17 protein-coding genes are annotated in these 17524 nt (G+C 38.9%); 9 read left to right on the top strand and 8 right to left on the bottom strand.

The features are described 5' to 3' along the window. The first annotated feature begins 33 nt into the window (after positions 1 to 33). On the top strand, positions 34 to 2430 hold the full coding sequence (gene mrcB, locus ODQ17_RS03970; RefSeq protein WP_005307032.1) for a penicillin-binding protein 1B: 2397 nt from the start codon (positions 34 to 36) through the stop codon (positions 2428 to 2430). 21 nt (positions 2431 to 2451) lie between these two features. Beyond that, the gene (locus ODQ17_RS03965; protein ID WP_322901833.1) at positions 2452 to 3000 is read left to right on the top strand and encodes a tetratricopeptide repeat protein; all 549 of its coding nucleotides are present in this window, start codon (positions 2452 to 2454) and stop codon (positions 2998 to 3000) included. 22 nt (positions 3001 to 3022) lie between these two features. On the opposite strand, the gene ODQ17_RS03960 is transcribed toward ODQ17_RS03965, so the two are convergent. Beyond that, positions 3023 to 3925: an NUDIX domain-containing protein gene (locus ODQ17_RS03960; protein WP_322901831.1), complete on the bottom strand. Its 903-nt coding sequence runs from the start codon at positions 3923 to 3925 to the stop codon at positions 3023 to 3025. 136 nt (positions 3926 to 4061) lie between these two features. Here ODQ17_RS03960 and hemP point away from each other — a divergent pair, with 136 nt between their 5' ends. Then, positions 4062 to 4232: a hemin uptake protein HemP gene (gene hemP, locus ODQ17_RS03955; RefSeq protein ID WP_004643472.1), complete on the top strand. Its 171-nt coding sequence runs from the start codon at positions 4062 to 4064 to the stop codon at positions 4230 to 4232. Between the two features lie 73 nt (positions 4233 to 4305). Here hemP and ODQ17_RS03950 read toward each other — a convergent pair whose 3' ends face one another. The 4 genes from ODQ17_RS03950 to ODQ17_RS03935 form a co-directional block, all read right to left on the bottom strand. Continuing rightward, positions 4306 to 5646 (bottom strand): sensor histidine kinase, encoded by a 1341-nt coding sequence (locus tag ODQ17_RS03950; protein WP_322901830.1) that lies wholly within the window; start codon positions 5644 to 5646, stop codon positions 4306 to 4308. Continuing rightward, a complete protein-coding gene (locus tag ODQ17_RS03945; RefSeq protein WP_005307039.1) occupies positions 5643 to 6305 on the bottom strand; it encodes a response regulator transcription factor in 663 nt (220 codons plus the stop codon). The genes ODQ17_RS03950 and ODQ17_RS03945 overlap by 4 nt, the downstream gene beginning before the upstream one ends. A gap of 107 nt (positions 6306 to 6412) precedes the next feature. Further along, positions 6413 to 6772 (bottom strand): NirD/YgiW/YdeI family stress tolerance protein, encoded by a 360-nt coding sequence (locus tag ODQ17_RS03940; RefSeq protein WP_322901829.1) that lies wholly within the window; start codon positions 6770 to 6772, stop codon positions 6413 to 6415. A 75-nt stretch (positions 6773 to 6847) separates the two neighbouring features. Further along, complete coding sequence (locus ODQ17_RS03935; RefSeq protein WP_322901828.1) at positions 6848 to 8605, bottom strand: GspE/PulE family protein; 1758 nt, start codon at positions 8603 to 8605, stop codon at positions 6848 to 6850. Between the two features lie 289 nt (positions 8606 to 8894). On the opposite strand from ODQ17_RS03935, the gene ODQ17_RS03930 reads away from it, so the two are divergent. Further along, positions 8895 to 10166, top strand: coding sequence for an MgtC/SapB family protein (locus tag ODQ17_RS03930; RefSeq protein WP_250375385.1), 1272 nt, complete (start codon positions 8895 to 8897; stop codon positions 10164 to 10166). 18 nt (positions 10167 to 10184) lie between these two features. Here the strand turns inward: ODQ17_RS03930 and tsaA are convergent, their stop codons facing one another. After that, on the bottom strand, positions 10185 to 10907 hold the full coding sequence (tsaA, locus tag ODQ17_RS03925; RefSeq protein WP_322901827.1) for a tRNA (N6-threonylcarbamoyladenosine(37)-N6)-methyltransferase TrmO: 723 nt from the start codon (positions 10905 to 10907) through the stop codon (positions 10185 to 10187). A 101-nt stretch (positions 10908 to 11008) separates the two neighbouring features. Here tsaA and ODQ17_RS03920 point away from each other — a divergent pair, with 101 nt between their 5' ends. Beyond that, positions 11009 to 11788 carry a ferredoxin--NADP reductase gene (locus ODQ17_RS03920; RefSeq protein WP_005307052.1) on the top strand — a complete coding sequence of 260 codons (780 nt, stop codon included), beginning with the start codon at positions 11009 to 11011 and terminating at the stop codon, positions 11786 to 11788. Between the two features lie 54 nt (positions 11789 to 11842). Here the strand turns inward: ODQ17_RS03920 and ODQ17_RS03915 are convergent, their stop codons facing one another. Continuing rightward, a complete protein-coding gene (locus tag ODQ17_RS03915; RefSeq protein WP_250375383.1) occupies positions 11843 to 12712 on the bottom strand; it encodes a PhzF family phenazine biosynthesis protein in 870 nt (289 codons plus the stop codon). A gap of 229 nt (positions 12713 to 12941) precedes the next feature. On the opposite strand from ODQ17_RS03915, the gene ODQ17_RS03910 reads away from it, so the two are divergent. From ODQ17_RS03910 to abeS, 4 genes are all read left to right on the top strand, one after another. Further along, positions 12942 to 14408 carry an aminotransferase-like domain-containing protein gene (locus ODQ17_RS03910; protein ID WP_322902109.1) on the top strand — a complete coding sequence of 489 codons (1467 nt, stop codon included), beginning with the start codon at positions 12942 to 12944 and terminating at the stop codon, positions 14406 to 14408. 56 nt (positions 14409 to 14464) lie between these two features. After that, the gene (gene trhP, locus ODQ17_RS03905) at positions 14465 to 15835 is read left to right on the top strand and encodes a prephenate-dependent tRNA uridine(34) hydroxylase TrhP (protein ID WP_322901826.1); all 1371 of its coding nucleotides are present in this window, start codon (positions 14465 to 14467) and stop codon (positions 15833 to 15835) included. A 2-nt stretch (positions 15836 to 15837) separates the two neighbouring features. Further along, positions 15838 to 16101: a YfhL family 4Fe-4S dicluster ferredoxin gene (locus tag ODQ17_RS03900; protein ID WP_174744659.1), complete on the top strand. Its 264-nt coding sequence runs from the start codon at positions 15838 to 15840 to the stop codon at positions 16099 to 16101. Between the two features lie 236 nt (positions 16102 to 16337). Continuing rightward, complete coding sequence (gene abeS, locus ODQ17_RS03895; protein WP_004700493.1) at positions 16338 to 16667, top strand: multidrug efflux SMR transporter AbeS; 330 nt, start codon at positions 16338 to 16340, stop codon at positions 16665 to 16667. Positions 16668 to 16739: 72 nt separating this feature from the next. Here the strand turns inward: abeS and ODQ17_RS03890 are convergent, their stop codons facing one another. Beyond that, on the bottom strand, positions 16740 to 17516 hold the full coding sequence (locus ODQ17_RS03890; RefSeq protein ID WP_322901825.1) for an ABC transporter ATP-binding protein: 777 nt from the start codon (positions 17514 to 17516) through the stop codon (positions 16740 to 16742). Between the last annotated feature and the right edge of the window lie 8 nt (positions 17517 to 17524).

Raw genomic sequence — 17524 nt, 5'->3', positions numbered from 1 at the left:
TTACAGGCATTGTTAGGGTTTTATCTCATTTTTATGAAGTTTGAACGTGGTATCGGTTTCTTTGCACTAATCTTTTCCATTTTGGTCATTGGTGCTTTTATTGCTCTTAGTATCTATCTGATTCGTTTAGATAATATTATCCGTGAAAAATTTGAAGGACAACGGTGGGATATTCCTGCCAAAGTGTTTGCACGACCTCTGGAAATTTATAACAACGCGCCTATTTCCCAAGCAAATTTCACTCAAGAATTGAAGCTACTGGGTTACAAAACTTCAAGTAATTATGACAAGTCTGGAAGTTATGTTGCTCAAGGCAGCAACATGTATATTCACACACGTGGTTTTGACTACGGCGATAGTGTTGAACCTGAACAAGTCTTAGAGTTAAGTTTTGCAAATGATCAAGTTGTTGAAGTTCGAAGTACTAAACCCTCTTCAACTGGCGTTGCACGCTTAGAACCGTTACTCATTGGAGGAATTTATCCTCAACACAATGAAGACCGTGTACTCATTAAACTGAATAATGTCCCTAAACCACTCATTGAAGCTTTAATTTCTACAGAAGACCGCAATTTTTATCATCATCATGGTATTTCAATTCGCGGTACGGCTCGTGCACTAGTGAGTAATATCACAGGTGGAAAGCGTCAAGGTGGCTCAACCCTGACTCAACAATTAGTTAAAAACTTCTATCTCACACCTGAGCGTACATTAAAACGTAAAGTTAATGAGGCCTTAATGGCTTTGCTCATCGAGCTGCATTACAGTAAAGATGAAATTTTAGAAGCCTATTTAAATGAAGTGAATCTGGGCCAAAACGGTAGCTACTCAATTAATGGCTATGGTTTGGCTTCACAATTTTATTTTGGTTTACCATTACGTGAACTTAGCGTTGCACAACAAGCTTATTTAGTAGGTTTGGTACAAGGCCCTTCTTTATATAATCCTTGGAAAAACCCTGAAGGTGCAAAAAAACGCCGCGATACCGTATTAAACAACATGCGTGTGATGGGTTATTTAACTCAAGCCGAATATGAAGATGAAATTGCACGTCCTTTAAATGTATTAAGTAAACCAAGTTTAGGGCCTGCAAAATTCCCAGACTTTTTAGATATTGTACGTCGTCAATTACGCACAGAATATCAAGAAAGTGATTTAACCAATCAGGGCTTACGTATTTTTACGACCTTAGACCCAATTACTCAAACTCAAGTTCAAAATGCGTTTAAAGCTTCAGTAGACCGCTTAGCAAACAGCAACCCAGCACGTTTGAAAAATCTACAAGGTGCTGTACTAATTGCCCATCCTGAAAATGGTGAGCTTGTTGCAGCAGTTGGCTCTACACAAGACTTTACTGGTTTTAACCGTGCTTTAGATGCAAAACGCCAAGTCGGTTCTTTATTGAAACCTGTCATTTATTTAAGTGCGATTGAATCTGGACGTTATAACTGGGCAAGCCAAATTGAAGATGCACCAATCAGTGTTCCTGTAGATGGCGGTAAAAGCTGGACACCTAAAAACTATAGTGGTGGTGGACATGGTGTAGTAAGTCTGAGCGAAGCATTAGCAAACTCATACAACCTTTCTGCTGTACGTTTAGGTCAAGAGTTTGGTTTATCAACATTTACCAATAATCTAAGAAAGTTTGGTGTTGAATCAACGATTCCTGCCTACCCTTCTATTTTCCTTGGGGCAGTCAATATGTCACCAATGGAAGTACTCGGAATCTATGAGAACTTCGCTACAGGCGGCTTTAAATATCCAACTCGTGCAATTCGATCTGTGGTAGATGCGAATGGTCGTTTACTTGACCGTTATGGCCTCAATGTACAACAAACGATTGATCCAGCTGTTGGCTATATCATGAATTATGGTTTACAACAGGTCATGTCTTCGGGTACTGGTCGTTCAGCCTATAGCAGCTTATCTCCAGCTTTAAAATTGGCAGGTAAATCAGGTACAACTAACGATACACGTGACTCATGGTTTGCTGGTTATTCGGGTAACCATGTCGCTGTAGTATGGTTAGGTTTAGATGACAATAAAGTAACGGGTTTAACTGGTTCATCTGGTGCATTGCCAGTATGGACTAACGTGATGAAACAGTTACGTCAAACTCCTGTGAATATACGTCAACCAGACACTGTACAGTGGCAGTGGATTGATCGTGCAACGGGTGATTTATCTGCTCAGGCTTGTGATGGCGCTATGTATATTCCGATGCTAACACATACGGTTCCGCACCGTGCTACGCCATGTGGAGCACCTTATTATCAAGTTGATCCAACATATACGCCACAAAGTGATAACACAACGCCTGACTCTCAGGATGATAATACCGACAGTTATATTCGTGAAAGCGAAAGTCAGATGCAACAAGATCTGTCAAATAACTCACGTGTAATTTCAAGTGGTAGTTATAATAACTAAGTGTAAACAGGAAATTAGGATATGTTGAAGAAAGGTGTTTTTTATATTGGTGCTGTTCTTATGGTCGGCTGTACAACCTTGCCTGATCATTCTGACTCCAAAGAGAAAACACCTACTCCTCCAGTCAAAAAGACGGAAACTCCATCGGGTGTAAAAATTACACCTTATGATCATCCGGAAATTCAACGCAAAAATTTACAGGTGATCGTTCCTCAACAGAAAAATCCTCAACATTTTAGTGATGATGGCAGCCAGTTACCTGCATTTAAAGTTTTAATGCAAAAAACACAGCAGGCTTATAAAAACCAGCAATGGTCAGAAGCTGAACGCTATGCACTTCAGGCACAGCGTTTAGCACCGCAAGCAGCTGAGACTTATTTATTTCTTGCACTTACTGCAAATCATAAACAGCAATATTCTAATGCTGAGTCTTTAGCACGACGTGGTTTAAGCTTTGCTCAGAGCCCAGCAATGAAAAAACAGCTTTGGCTAACCATTTTAAAAGCTGGGCAACAACGTAATAATCAAAAAACTGTTCAAGAAGCACAACAAGCATTAAAAGCGCTCTAACTTTTAATGCTTTTATGTCTTATTAAAAATTACGAATCCCCGCCAAGCCATACGCACCGTGTTGCTGTGCTGTGACTAAATCATCAGGACTCATGCCTCCCAAAGCGAATACGGGAATCTGGCATTTCTCAATCAAGTCATTTAAACGATCCCACCCTAATGCGGTCGCATCTGGATGGGTCTCTGTTACTTTGACAGGACTTATAAAAACAGCATCACAGCCAATTTGCTGAGCATGCTGTAAAGAAACCGCATCGTGGCAAGCAGCAATAAAACGTACTCCCACTTCCAAGTCGCCTTTATGCAAACTCATTAATTGGGATTGCTTAAGATGTACTGTTTTTATATGAGTTTTTAACTCAGGTTTTAGCTTGTGCCAAACATCGACATTCACGATTAATTTTGAAAGTTGATCGGTATCTAAAAGAGCTAACTTTTCTAGATCTGCCTGATCAAAATTATCTTTTTCAAAACGCCAATACACTAAAATGTCATTATTTTCGACTGGTGTCAGCGTAGGACTAATTTTAATAAAATGCGGCCAATACAATCTTTTTATGATGTCTTTATTGGCTTTCGGAAAGTTTAAGTGAAGTAATTGTTCACGTGTGTACCATGCCCATGGTTGATGAATAAGATTTAATAGTTCTTCAGGCACATAACTATGGAATAAATGTAAATTGACAATAATGTCGTCATATTCATGATGAATATAATCAAATTGATGCCAATCTTTTAAACCAATACCCACTTCCTCATAGATTTCACGGCGACAAGCTTCTTCGGGTGTTTCACCTTGCTCAACCTTTCCCCCCGGAAACTCATGCTTTCCACCTTGATGCTGCTGCTCTTCGCGCCATCCAACTAGTATTTTTCCACGATGGATCAAGATTGCTATAGCGACATCGACGATTGGTTTGGGCATTTTTTTACTCTCTAAAACTTTTCTCAAGTGTAAGCAAATTTTATCATTTTATAAAATCTTAAAAATCTCATTGACAGATCTATTCGATAATGATTATCATTTAAATCGTTCAAGAACATACCACGGAGCACAACAAATGAACGCACCTTTTAGCTTATTTACTCGTAACAATGAAACAGCTCATGCCTTACCAATGTTACATTCTAACAACCTCTTTGCATTAGGCCGTGAAATCCGCATTATGCATGCTGGCGAGGAATATCGTTTACGCCTCACTCGCAATAATCGTCTAATTTTAACTAAATAAAAAATACACTCGCGTTTCAATAATATTCGTGGGAAAACAAAAAATGGATAGCATGGGTAACCATGCTATTTTTTTATAATGGAAGATTAACCTCTACCCTCAAACCACCCTGTTTAGCATGCATAAAACGCAATTCACCATTATGCAATTCAATAATTTTTCGTGTAATTGAAATTCCCAACCCTGAACCTTGCTGCTGAGTACCTAATACTCGAAAAAAACGCTGTCCTAAACGTTGCAATACCTCATCATCTACACCATTTCCTGTATCTTCTATAGCAACTTTAATTTGCTGTTCGTCCTGACTAATCTCGACATGAATAGAACCTAAATTCGGGCTATAACGAATGGCATTATCAAATAAATTTCTAAAAGCAATAAACAGTAATTCTTCATTTGCAAAAGTTTTAGTTTCTGTCGACAAGGTATTTGTCTCTATCAACATCTGTTTAGCATTCGCATCTAAAGTTACAGTTTCAATGACTCTAGCCAATAAATAATTTAAATCGATAACTGTTTTTGGAAGTTGTGGCTGCTCTGCTTCATTGGGTTCTAGGCGAGCCAGAAGCAGTAAGTTTTCAAGTACTTTTGTACTTCTTGAAACGTCTTCTTGTATGCGCTCAAAGTCCTGATGAAGTTCTGGAACATGTTGATATTTACGCTGTAAAACTTGAAGGCGCATTTGTATGGCAGACAACGGAGAACGTAGCTCATGGGAAGCATCTGCTGTAAAACGTTGCTCAGCCACTAATGCTCTTTGCAATCTTGCAAGTAATTGGTTTAAAGCATCAATCACAGGCTGAATTTCGGTAATGACATCTGGATCTTGAATTGGTTCTAAATTTGAAGCTGTTTTTTGGGCAATACGTATAGAAAGTAAGTTTAGCGCAGCCAATTGTTGCTCGGTACGCCAACTTACGATGACCCATTGCAGCAACCAGAACAACACCATAAGACCGCTATAGCCTGCAAGTGCTTTGAGTACTTCTTCAATGCGTGTATTCATTGGCTGAAAGACTTCAACTTCTAGTTGAGAGTCTTCTTGTTGTGCAGCCAGACTACGCCATAATTGACCATCAAACCAAAAATATGAAAAACCTTCAGATAACTTTCCTTGTTCAAAAAGTTCATGCTGATAACTATGAGAATGAGTAAGTAATTGCCCAGAGCTTAATAACTCATACTGAATATCAAATTCATCACTGAGCTGATCAAACTGTTTCATAGAATGTTTAGAAAGGTCAGAAACCAGCAAAGTATCTGAAATTTCATCCATGATTTCGTCTTGCACTGACATGTTGTGATAAACAGAAAATATGGTAAGTAAGCTTAAAGCTACCAAGCCCACCACCACACTACTCCACATGGTGGTTTTAACCAGTTGCGACTGCAAGGATGAGCGATTCGATTTCATTTTAAATCTCCCATACGGTAGCCTAGTCCCCGTATGGTTTTAATGCAGCTACTTCCGATTTTTTTTCGAAGCTGATAAATAAATACTTCGATGGCGTTACTTTCAATTTCCTCACCCCATGCATAGAGTGCTTCTTCTAATTGATCACGGGTAATAATATGTTCTGGATGAACCATCAGCTTACGCAATATTTGGAATTCTTTTGCCGTTAAATCAATAGACTTGCCAGCACTTAATACAACTTTCGCTTGTGTATCAAGTTGCAAATCACCCCACGTTAAAATCGATTGCTGACTTAACGTTTGTTTACGCAATTGAGCGCGAATTCTGGCAGAGAGCTCTTCTAAACTAAAAGGCTTAACCAAATAGTCATTTGCACCTAAATCTAGTCCTTCTACGCGATCATGAATGCTGTCACGTGCGGTAATAAAAATAACAGGAACATTTTTTTGTTTATAACGGATCGTTGTTAGAACTTTCTCACCCGCTAATTGCGGCAGTCCCCGATCAAGTAAAATACAGTCATAGTCATGCTGTTCGATTGCCGTAAGCGCATAATCACCCCTTTCCACCCAATCGACCTGATAACCATCTAACTCTAACCATGATTGAATACTTTCAGCTTGAGAGCGATCATCTTCTGCAAGCAAAATTCTCATCTATTTTTCCTGTTATATGCTGTTTTAATCTTGCCAAGCCTTTATAAAAAAAGCAAAGCCGCATCATTTAAATGCGGCTAAAAGTAGTAGATTCAGAGATCAATGAATTAAAACTGAACTTGATCGACCTCAATTTCTACACGTTTTAAAGGTTTATAGTCGATGTCTACTTCACCAATTAGAGTGACATTTGTATTTGCTGAAATAGGACGACCCTGCCAAAGCTCATCATCTACATCCACTGTAATGCTACCCGTCTTGTCACGAAATTGATATTTTTCATCGCCTAAAGATTTTACAACCTGCCCATGTAATTTGACTGGTGTATTATCTTTTGCCGTTAATGCATGCTTAACAGTTGTCAGAGTTGCTGGTACAATTGCTGCCTGATTCACAGGTATATTTGCCATAGCTACACCAGTAACAGTTAGACCCGTAGTCATTAGTATCGCTTTAAGCATTTTCATAAGATCACCTTTTTAACCACCTCTTCGAATAGCGTAAGTACAACAGGCATAGATGAGGTGAATCTTAAGAAAAAGTTAATTTAATGGCACAACCCGCAATACCTCTTCTAATGTTGTAAGACCATCAATCACTTTACGAGCGCCCGCAATTCTTAAGGGTTCTATACCTTCTTTTTTAGTTTGCGTTCTCAAATCATTTAAGGTCATATGGCTACTAATAAGATGCTTAAGCTCAAGACTGACTGGCATAAATTCATAAATACCGACTCGCCCTTTATAGCCTGTATGACGACATTGTTCACACCCAACTGCCTGATAAACTTTTTCTGGCATTTCCATAATGTAGTCGAATGTTAAATGTTGCCATTCATCCTCATTAATATGAGTTTGCTGTTTGCAGTGTGGACAAAGTTGTCGCACTAAACGCTGTGCCAATACACCTAAAATAGTTGCTGCCGTTAAAAATGGCTGCACACCTAAATCATGCAAGCGAGTCAAACTGGACGGCGCATCATTGGTGTGTAAAGTTGATAATACCAAATGACCTGTAAGTGCCGCCTGAATGGCCATATTTGCTGTATCTTGATCGCGAATTTCCCCAATCATAATAATATCTGGATCTTGTCGCATAAGTGCACGAACACCATCTGCAAAACCTAATTCAATTGCATTATTGACCTGCATTTGGTTAAAACTAGGCTCTAACATTTCAATCGGATCTTCAATGGTACAGACATTGACCTGATCAGTTGCAAGCTGCTTTAAAGATGAATATAACGTTGTGGTTTTACCTGAACCTGTGGGGCCAGTGACTAAAATAATCCCATGGCTATTTTTTGTTAATTGCTGCCACTGTTGTAATAAACTCTCTTCAAAACCAAGCTGATGAAAAGAACGTACCAACACATCTGGATCAAAAATACGCATGACCAGTTTCTCACCAAACGCTGTTGGTAAGGTTGATAAACGGAGTTCAGTTTCTTGACCTTTAGGTGTACGTGTTTTTAATCGACCATCTTGCGGTTTACGTTTTTCCGCTACATTTAAACGCCCTAAAATTTTAATTCGGGAAATTACGGCAGTCAGCGTATTTGATGGCATGTTATAAATGGTGTGCAACACACCATCAATACGAAACCTGACTTTACCATTGTCTTTACGCGGTTCCATGTGAATATCACTGGCACTCTGCTCAAATGCAAATTGTAAAATCCAGTCAACCAATTTCACAATATGCTGATCATTCGCATCTGGGTTCTGACTATCGCCAAGCTGCAAAAGCGCTTCAACATTTTTAGTGTCACGTTCATGAGCTGCATCTTTTTGAGCGGAGTTTACCGCACGACTGACCTGATAATATTCACGCAAATAGCGTTGCAACTGTTCAGGGTTAAGTAATACCCGCTCAATTTTTTTAGGCGCGAGACTTCGCTCTAAATTGTTTAGCCAATCTGTTTGAAATGGTTGATCTGTTCCAATCACAATTCGGTCAGCATGAATTTCAACAGCTAAAATATGATTGCGAATAGCAAACTCTTGTGACATTACCTGCGTTAAAGCACTAACATCTGCCTTTAAAGGATCAATCACAAATAAAGGGAGCTGAACCAGATCTGCAAACCATAAACACAAGCGGTTTAAACTTAAATGAGCGTGTGTGTGCTGCTGATCTTTTAAATTAAAATGTGCAATCCACTGTAATGGATGCCACTTTAACTGGTCTTTTTGGCGGTGGCTTGACTGTACCAGTAATTTATCTCGTTCTGTAATCCGGCCTTCTTGTAATAGTTGTTCTAGACACCAATACGTATCTATTTGTACATGTGCATTCATGCGTTATCCCCAATATATTTTTATAATATAGCAGAGATATTTTTGATTTAACTCACCAGAAAATTGCTAAACCCTAATTTTAAATATTCTTTAACTTCAAATAATTAAACCAATTCTCAACTTAATATTTTTTTGCGTCATAGTTCATATTTATAAAAATACTGTGTATGTGGTTTTGTCTAAAAAAGACACTATGCTCACTATAATAAAAAGCATAAACTGAACGTGAATATATGATTTTTAAAACGATTCAAATCTACTTATAACAATAAACCAAAGAGGAAGTAATATGGAGCTTCCAATGACAATGTCATTACAAACAACTTCATTTGAAGAATTCATTACCGTCATTGCTGCGGCGCTCGGTTGTGGCTTATTAATTGGTTTAGAACGTGAGCGAAGTAAGCTTAAACATGAATACAAAACGTTTGCTGGATTTCGTTCTTTTGCAATTAGTTCATTATTAGGCGCCATCTGTTTTTTATTCGGCACTGAAATTGGAATTGTAGGTGCCCTTCTCATTGGGGCAATTAGTATTGTATCTCTCAAAAATCAGCCTAATGACCCCGGTGTGACTACCGAACTTGCCTTTATTATGACTTACTTTATTGGGGCACTTTGTATTTGGAATATCTCATTGGCCGCTGGACTCGCCGTAATCATGACCATTATTTTATTGGCAAAACAGTCTATGCATGGCATTGCCAGTCAGTGGATTACTGAATCAGAATTGCGTGATGGTATTTTTCTACTTGCCTTACTGTTAATAGCGCTGCCTTTAGTACCCAATAAACCCTTTTGGGGTCCAGTTTTAAATCCGCATGTGATTTTAAAATTACTCACTTTGATCTTATTTGTACAAGCACTCGCCCATATTGCGAAACGGTTACTCTCATCTAAAAACGCTTTATTACTCTCTTCTTTAGCTTCTGGATTTGTTTCCAGTACAGCGACCATTGCCAGTTTAGGTTTAGAAGTACGCTCTGGCAGAGCCAATGCAACTACAAATGCAGGCGCTGCATTAATGTCATGTGTTTCAACACTCATTCAAACTTTAATTATTGTGATTGGGATTAGCTTTGCTTGGTTTAAGCTGATTATATTTCCTACCCTTATTGCATTGGCAGTTTTAGCAATCTGGGCTTTCATTTTATTACGTAAAGCAGAGCCCAGTACAACTTCGCCCGAACTCGATTCAAGAATGTTTAGCTTAAAAGAAGCCCTTATTATTGTAGGCACACTCACCCTCATTCAGGCTGGTGTTTATGGCTTAAGTATCTCTTTAGGCGATGCTGGGTTAATCGCAGGTACTCTGCTCGCATCTTTATTTGAAATACATGCAGCTATTGCGGCAGTCATTGTGCAAGGTGAACCTGATAGCAGCCATATGACACCTTTATTAATTGCATTTTTAGGAGGCTTTGCAGTTCATGCTCTTGCCAAAAGTGTGAACTCTGCAATTTCGGGCGGGCTACGCTATGCCCTTGCTTTCGTTCCCGCCCAACTCATTCATATGGCTATCTTTATTAGTTTACTTTGGCTCAACATCCATTGGTTTTAAAGATTTCTACTGTGCAAGCTAAGAAGTCTTCACCACATCAATCACAGTAACTACAAATTGATCGACTTTGAAATGAATATCAAAGTCTGAAAATTTCATTTTATAGATTCGTTCAGCATCTTCTTGATAGGCAGGCCGAGGATCTAAAGCTAAAACTTGCTCAAGCTCATCAATGTATTGAGCATCTATTTCATTATTTTGCAGAAAATATTTTTGCGCTGTTAACGCAGCTTCTGACCAAACGACTGACTTACGTTCAGGTTCTGCATGTGCATAACCACTTTCTGCATCAATAATTGCATCAGAATATTGAATATAAGGTTTGATATCTAAAATTGGAGTACCATTTAATAAATCACTTCCTGTGATATAGACTCGAACAGACTTACCGACTTTTTCCACTTTATTCAGTTTTACAACTGAAAGCCCGATTGGAGAGGGTCGATACATGCTACGTGTAGCAAACACCCCAATTTTTTCATTCCCCCCTAAACGTGGCGGACGAACCTGTGGACGGAATTTATCGGCACTCCCCTGATTTTTGTTGTCATGAAACTGCCAAACTAGCCAGAGATGACTGAACTGCTCAATTCCCTCAAATGCCAATAAGTCATTATAAGGTTCTACCATATCAATATAAGACTCAATATTTACCAAATTAGGCTGGCGTGGAATACCAAATTTTTCACGATATGGGGAACACATGTGGCCAATTATGGGGAAGGTGACAGAATTGTTCATCACTTTTTCTTATAAACACAATTAAATATATTCAGTTTATCGGGAATGAAATTAGATTAGAATAGCTATCTGTTTTCTTTTAATCGTGATCGAGACCTTTAATGGCTGCTTTTAACGTCGAACGCATTACTCATGTTCACCACTGGAATGACACACTTTTCAGTTTTAAAACTACACGCGATACTAGCTTACGTTTTAAAAATGGTCAGTTCGTAATGATCGGACTAGAAGTGAATGGCAAACCGTTAATGCGTGCGTATTCGATTGCAAGTGCAAACTACGAAGAAGAGTTAGAATTTTTCTCAATTAAAGTACAAGATGGTCCTTTAACTTCAATTTTGCAAAAAGTACAAGTTGGCGATGAAATCTTAATTTCTAAAAAACCGACAGGTACTTTGGTTCATGATGACCTTTTACCGGGTAAAAACTTGTACCTTTTATCTTCTGGTACTGGCCTTGCACCATTCTTATCAATTATTCGTGACCCAGAAACTTACGAACGTTTTGAAAAAGTAATCGTTGTTCATGGTACACGCTATATTTCTGAATTAGCTTACCAAGATTTAATTTTGGATGAGCTTCCAAAAAATGAATTCTTTGAAGAGTTAGGTATTAAAGACAAACTTGTTTACTACCCTACAGTAACTCGTGAACCTTTCCACACTCAAGGCCGTGTAACAACTGCAATTGAAACTGGTGCTTTATTTGAAAAAATCGGTTTACCACGTTTTAACCGTGAAACTGACCGCGCAATGCTTTGCGGTAGCCCTGCATTCTTAAAAGACGTTGCTGCGTTACTTGACCAACACGGTTTAGTTGAATCACCTCGTATGGGTGAAATGGGCGACTACGTAATTGAACGTGCGTTCGTAGAAAAATAAGATTTTTCTAATTAAAAAAACCGAGGCACAGTCCTCGGTTTTTTTATATGTGTTTTATAACTTGATTGTGCCATCAATACAGGTAACAGCCGTTCCACCCACTAAAATTTTATCCTGATGCAATTCAAGTTGAAGCTGTCCGTCACGGCCTAAAGCCTGCCCCTGTGAAGAAAGAACTGTGTCATTTTGTGCTGGTAAAATACCATAGTGACGAATGAAAGACGCCACACTGCCATTCCCACTGCCACAAACTGGATCTTCATTTATTCCAATTGAAGGAGCAAATGAGCGGACTTCTATATGTTTTTGCTCATCATTATTTTCATAAAAACCATAAACCGTCGCTCCACCAACTTTCATTTCTAAATCATGTTCTTTTAGAGCAGCAAAGTCTGGTTGGCTATCTAAAACAGCTTGGGCATTTACCGCTTGTAATACAATCCAACGTGCGCCTACATCAACCAATGTGGCGTTCCATTGAGTATTAATTTTACATTTTAAAATTTCTGCTAATTTCTCAGTGTGCATTGCATCTAATGGTGTAATTTTAGGCTTAGGGAGTTCAAATGAAATATGCCCTGAGTCACTTACGGTAAGCGTTACCAAACCCGCAGCACATTGCTGTACCAGCTTACCTTCTTTAGCTGTCACGAGGCCCGCTTCAAGCAAAGCATAGGCAGTACCAATTGTAGGATGTCCTGCAAATGGCAACTCACTTTGTGGAGTAAAAATTCGAACCTGATAATCAGCTTGCGAATCGGTCGCAGGGAGCACAAATGTCGTTTCAGAAAGATTCGTCCAATTCGCAATTTCCTGCATCTGTTCAGATGTTAAGGTACTGGCGTCCATAATGACTGCGACAGGATTACCTTTAAATGCTTGTGAAGTAAAAACATCAACTTGTTTAAATGCAACAACAGACATAGACCACTCCTACTGATTTTAAAATTAAAAATATGGCTTTTAAGTCCTTACCATTTTTTGATCTTACTGATTTATTTTTAATGGTCACAGTATCAGTTAATATGAAAAATAATAGACACAGTTTTTAAGTTTAGATTTGTGTTAAATGAACCAATCAAAAGCAATCACAATATTTGAGTTAAATAAAAGATCACGATAAAGTGTATCCATTGCTTTGGCTTTTTAATGAATTGACATGTACAAATATAAAAAAGTGAGTGATGACCTCACCTTTCAAATTCAGAATGGCAGGCAGCCTATCGGTTCACGCTTACCATCAATTCGCGACTGCGCAAATCATTATCAGGTCAGCATTAACACCGTAAAAGAAGCTTATCGTCAGCTTGAAGACCAAGGTTTAATTTCAGTTCGTCCACAGTCTGGTTACTATGTTTGTCATGCACCTTCAAACTTACTAGAACTCGAAGAGCGTTATGTCAGTGAAGAAAAAGTATCTCTTTCAGGAATTAGCTGTTTTCTTGCACAAATCGTTAAAAAGCAAATGGACCCAGCCTATATCAATTTGGCTTTAGCTTGTCCTTCTGGTGAAAATTTCTACCCAATTGAACGCTTAAAACGCTTAACTGCTCAAGTTTTACGGACGCAGCCAGACATTTTTAAAAGCTATACTTTACCGCCCGGCTCTATACGTTTACGTACACAAATTGCGAGGCGAAGTTTACAGCTTGGTATGTTTCTTTCAGCAGATGATATTGTGCTCACTCACGGCACGATGGAGGCTTTAAGTCTCGCGATTATGGCAACAACTCAAGCGGGTGACAGCATTGCACTTGAGATCCCTACATTTCACAATCTGTACCCACTCCTTCATAATTTAGGTCGAAAAATCGTAGAAGTGCCGACCTCGCCGCACACAGGTATGTGCCTGGATGCTCTTGAAGAACTCTTAAAATCTAAAAGTGTACAAGCCATATTAACTATTCCAACAGGACACAATCCTCTCGGTTTTAGCATGCCTGAAAGCAACCGCCGTCGCTTAGCAGAGCTTGCTAATCAATTTCAAGTTCCCGTCATTGAAGATGCAATGTACGCCGAATTGCAACTGACTGAACCACTCTTACCCAACATTAAGGCATTTGACCAAAATGGATGGGTTTTGGTGTGTGGTAGCTATACCAAGACTGTAGCACCTGACTATCGAATTGGTTGGTTAGAAGCTGGACGCTTCCGTAATATTGTGCAGCAGCTTAAATTTACAACCACTGTTGCCGAACCAGCTTTACTCACAGAAACGTTGGGACTTTTTTTAGAAAATGGCGGATATGATCTGCACTTAAGGCATCTTAAAAAACGCTATCAACAACAAATTGACACCATCAAATCTTATATATGTCGTTATTTTCCACTCGGTACTCGAGTCAGTCGTCCGCAAGCAGGATTTATTTTATGGTTAGAGCTCCCCGAATCCATTGATGCATTAGAACTGTTTCATCAGGCAATGGACGAAAAAATCTTATGTATGCCGGGAGTTTTGTGTTCGGCTGATAAACGTTTTAGTCATTGTTTACGCATAGCAGCGTGTTTCGAGTTAAATCCTAAAATGTTAAATGCTTTGATGCGCTTAGGAGAATTAGCAAAAAATATGCTACCCACACAAAAAGATATAGGTCAAATCCCTACTAATTCAGTAGGTTGAATCCAAAATGTGGAGTTAATAAAATAAAACCATATATTTTTTATGCCTTTTATTTTATGAAAACTGAACTCCTCTCTCCCGCAGGTTCACTAAAAAACATGCGCTATGCATTTGCCTATGGTGCAGATGCTGTATATGCCGGCCAACCACGTTACAGTTTACGTGTCCGTAATAATGCTTTTGATCATGACAACTTAAAAATTGGAATTGATGAAGCGCATGCTTTGGGTAAAAAGTTTTATGTTGTGGTGAATATCCAGCCCCATAACAGCAAATTAAAAAACTTTATTCGTGATCTTGAACCGATTATAGCGATGCAACCAGATGCTCTTATTATGTCGGACCCAGGCTTAATTATGATGGTGCGTGAGCATTTTCCAGAAGTACAAATTCATCTATCTGTTCAAGCAAACGCCATTAACTGGGCCACTGTTAAATTTTGGAAAGATTACGGTTTAAGCCGTGTGATTTTATCTCGTGAGTTGTCATTAGAAGAAATAGAAGAAATCCAGCAACATGTGCCAGACATTGAACTCGAAGTTTTTGTACATGGCGCACTATGCATGGCTTACTCAGGTCGTTGTCTACTTTCTGGATATATGAACAAACGTGATGCCAACCAAGGCGCTTGTACTAATGCTTGCCGTTGGGACTATAAGTTGCATGAGACTCAAGAAGATGCAAACGGTGATGTAATTCCAGTCACTCAGCTCAACATATCAGAGAAGTCTTGCTGCTCATCAGCACAATCAGAGACAACTTCGAATCAAACTTTGCTCGTACAACGCAATGATGAAGAAATGTTTGCTGCCGAAGAAGATGAACACGGTACTTATTTTATGAACTCCAAAGATTTACGTGCTGTACAGCATGTAGATCGTTTAACCCAAATGGGCATCGCCTCTCTGAAAATTGAAGGTCGTACTAAATCATATTTTTACTGCGCTCGTACTGCTCAAATTTATCGAAAGGCCATTGATGATGCTTTAACAGGTAAACCCTTTGACCCAAGCTTAATGACTCAGCTCGAAGGGTTGGCAAGTCGCGGTTATACCGAAGGTTTTTTAAGACGTCATGTGCATAGCGAATATCAAAATTATGCTGATGGTTCATCACATTTTGACTATCAACAATTTTGTGGAGAGGTTTTAGAACGCCACGGCGATTATATTCGCATTGAAGTTAAAAACCGTTTTGTAGTTGGTGACTCACTTGAACTCATGACGCCTCAAGGCAACATCACCTTTACCTTAACCGAAATGCGCGATTTAAAAGGTAACCCAATTACTGATGCTAAAGGTTCAGGGCATTTCGTTGAAATTCCACTCTCACAAGATGTTGATATCAGTTATGCCCTACTCGTACGCAATTTGCCGCATGCGAAAGAAAGTATTACTGCATCTACATTGGCTTATTCAGCGAGTTAAACATGGCACTTTTGATTACGAGTGACTGCATCAATTGTGATATGTGCTTACCTGAATGCCCGAACATCGCTATTTTTGAAGGGAGCAAAGTTTATGAAATTGATCCACTTCGTTGTACCGAGTGTGTAGGCTTTTACGATGCGCCTACGTGTAAGGCGGTTTGCCCTATCGATTGCATAAAACCAGACCCTGCGCATATTGAGAATAAAGAGCAACTACTAGAGAAATTTAAAGGGTTAAATTTACTCGGCGAATCTATTTCTTAAAAAGACTATCGAGGATCAGGCTAAAGTTCCGGATCCTCTTTTTATGACTATGCAGCTCAATGATTAAATAAATGAATAAATAGCTGAGAACACTTTGCTAGTGATAAAATCAATTTATCAGTTCAGTTTGATTTACTGGTCATTTTGTACCAAAAAAATTAAACAATCGTTAAAACTGCCAAACCATTTCAACATTTCATGTAGATTGATTAAAACTCATTCTGGCGCAGCTCCCCATGTCTTATCTTTATTTAGCAATTGCGATTGCTTGTGAAGTCATTGCAACTTCAGCCTTAAAAGCATCTCAAGGTTTTACTGTTCCTATTCCATCCATCGTTACAGTTGTGGGCTATGCGATTGCTTTTTATTTATTGTCACTTACGCTAAAAACGATTCCCATCGGAATTGCATATGCCATTTGGTCTGGCGCGGGTATTATTTTAATTTCTGCAATTGGCTGGATATTTTACAAACAGCATTTAGATTTGGCGGCCTGTATTGGTCTTACTTTAATGATTGCAGGTATTATCATTATTAATGTGTTTTCTAAAAATACTCATCTATAAAATATAATTTAAAAGCAACCGAGTAAGATGCGAATTCTTTTATAAAATTTCACCTTACTCGGTAGGAACAACTTATTTCAAACTGCCCGTCAAAAATTGCTTTAAACGCTCACTTTTCGGATTGTTGAGTACTTCATCAGGATGGCCCTGTTCCTCAATTTTCCCTTGATGCAAGAAAATCACTTGATTAGACACATGACGTGCAAAGCCCATTTCATGTGTTACCACAATCATGGTACGGCCTTCTTCAGCCAAACTCTGCATAACCTTGAGTACTTCACCCACCAACTCCGGATCAAGTGCACTAGTTGGTTCATCAAATAGCATCACTTCTGGTTCCATAGCCAAAGCACGAGCAATTGCTACACGTTGCTGCTGGCCACCAGATAAAAATGCTGGATATTTACTTTCAACGCTTTCAGGCAATCCAACTTTGCGTAGATATTTCCGCGCACACTCTACTGCTTCAGCACGCTTCACCCCAAGTACATGAATTGGCCCTTCAATGACATTTTCAAGCACTGTCATGTGAGACCATAAATTAAAGTGCTGAAAAACCATCATCAGTTGAGTACGCATTTTCTGTAGTTGCTTTGGGTCAACCACTTTTAAATTGCCTTTTTTATCAAAGACTGTGCGTAATTTTTCACCATTGAGTTTAATGGTGCCATTACTCGGTTGCTCTAAAAAGTTGATACAACGCAGCAAGGTACTTTTACCTGAACCGGATGAACCAATAATACTAATCACATCGCCAGCATTTGCATCAAGTGATATCCCTTTCAGTACTTCATGATCGCCAAATGTTTTGTGTAAATCACGAATCACTAGTTTTGCAACGTGTTCCATTTATGTCT

The sequence above is a fragment of the Acinetobacter sp. IRS14 genome (assembly GCF_034650275.1).
Classification (GTDB): domain Bacteria; phylum Pseudomonadota; class Gammaproteobacteria; order Pseudomonadales; family Moraxellaceae; genus Acinetobacter; species Acinetobacter oleivorans.
Note: the sequence above shows the minus strand (reverse complement) of the source record. Positions and strands in the feature narration are given on the sequence as shown.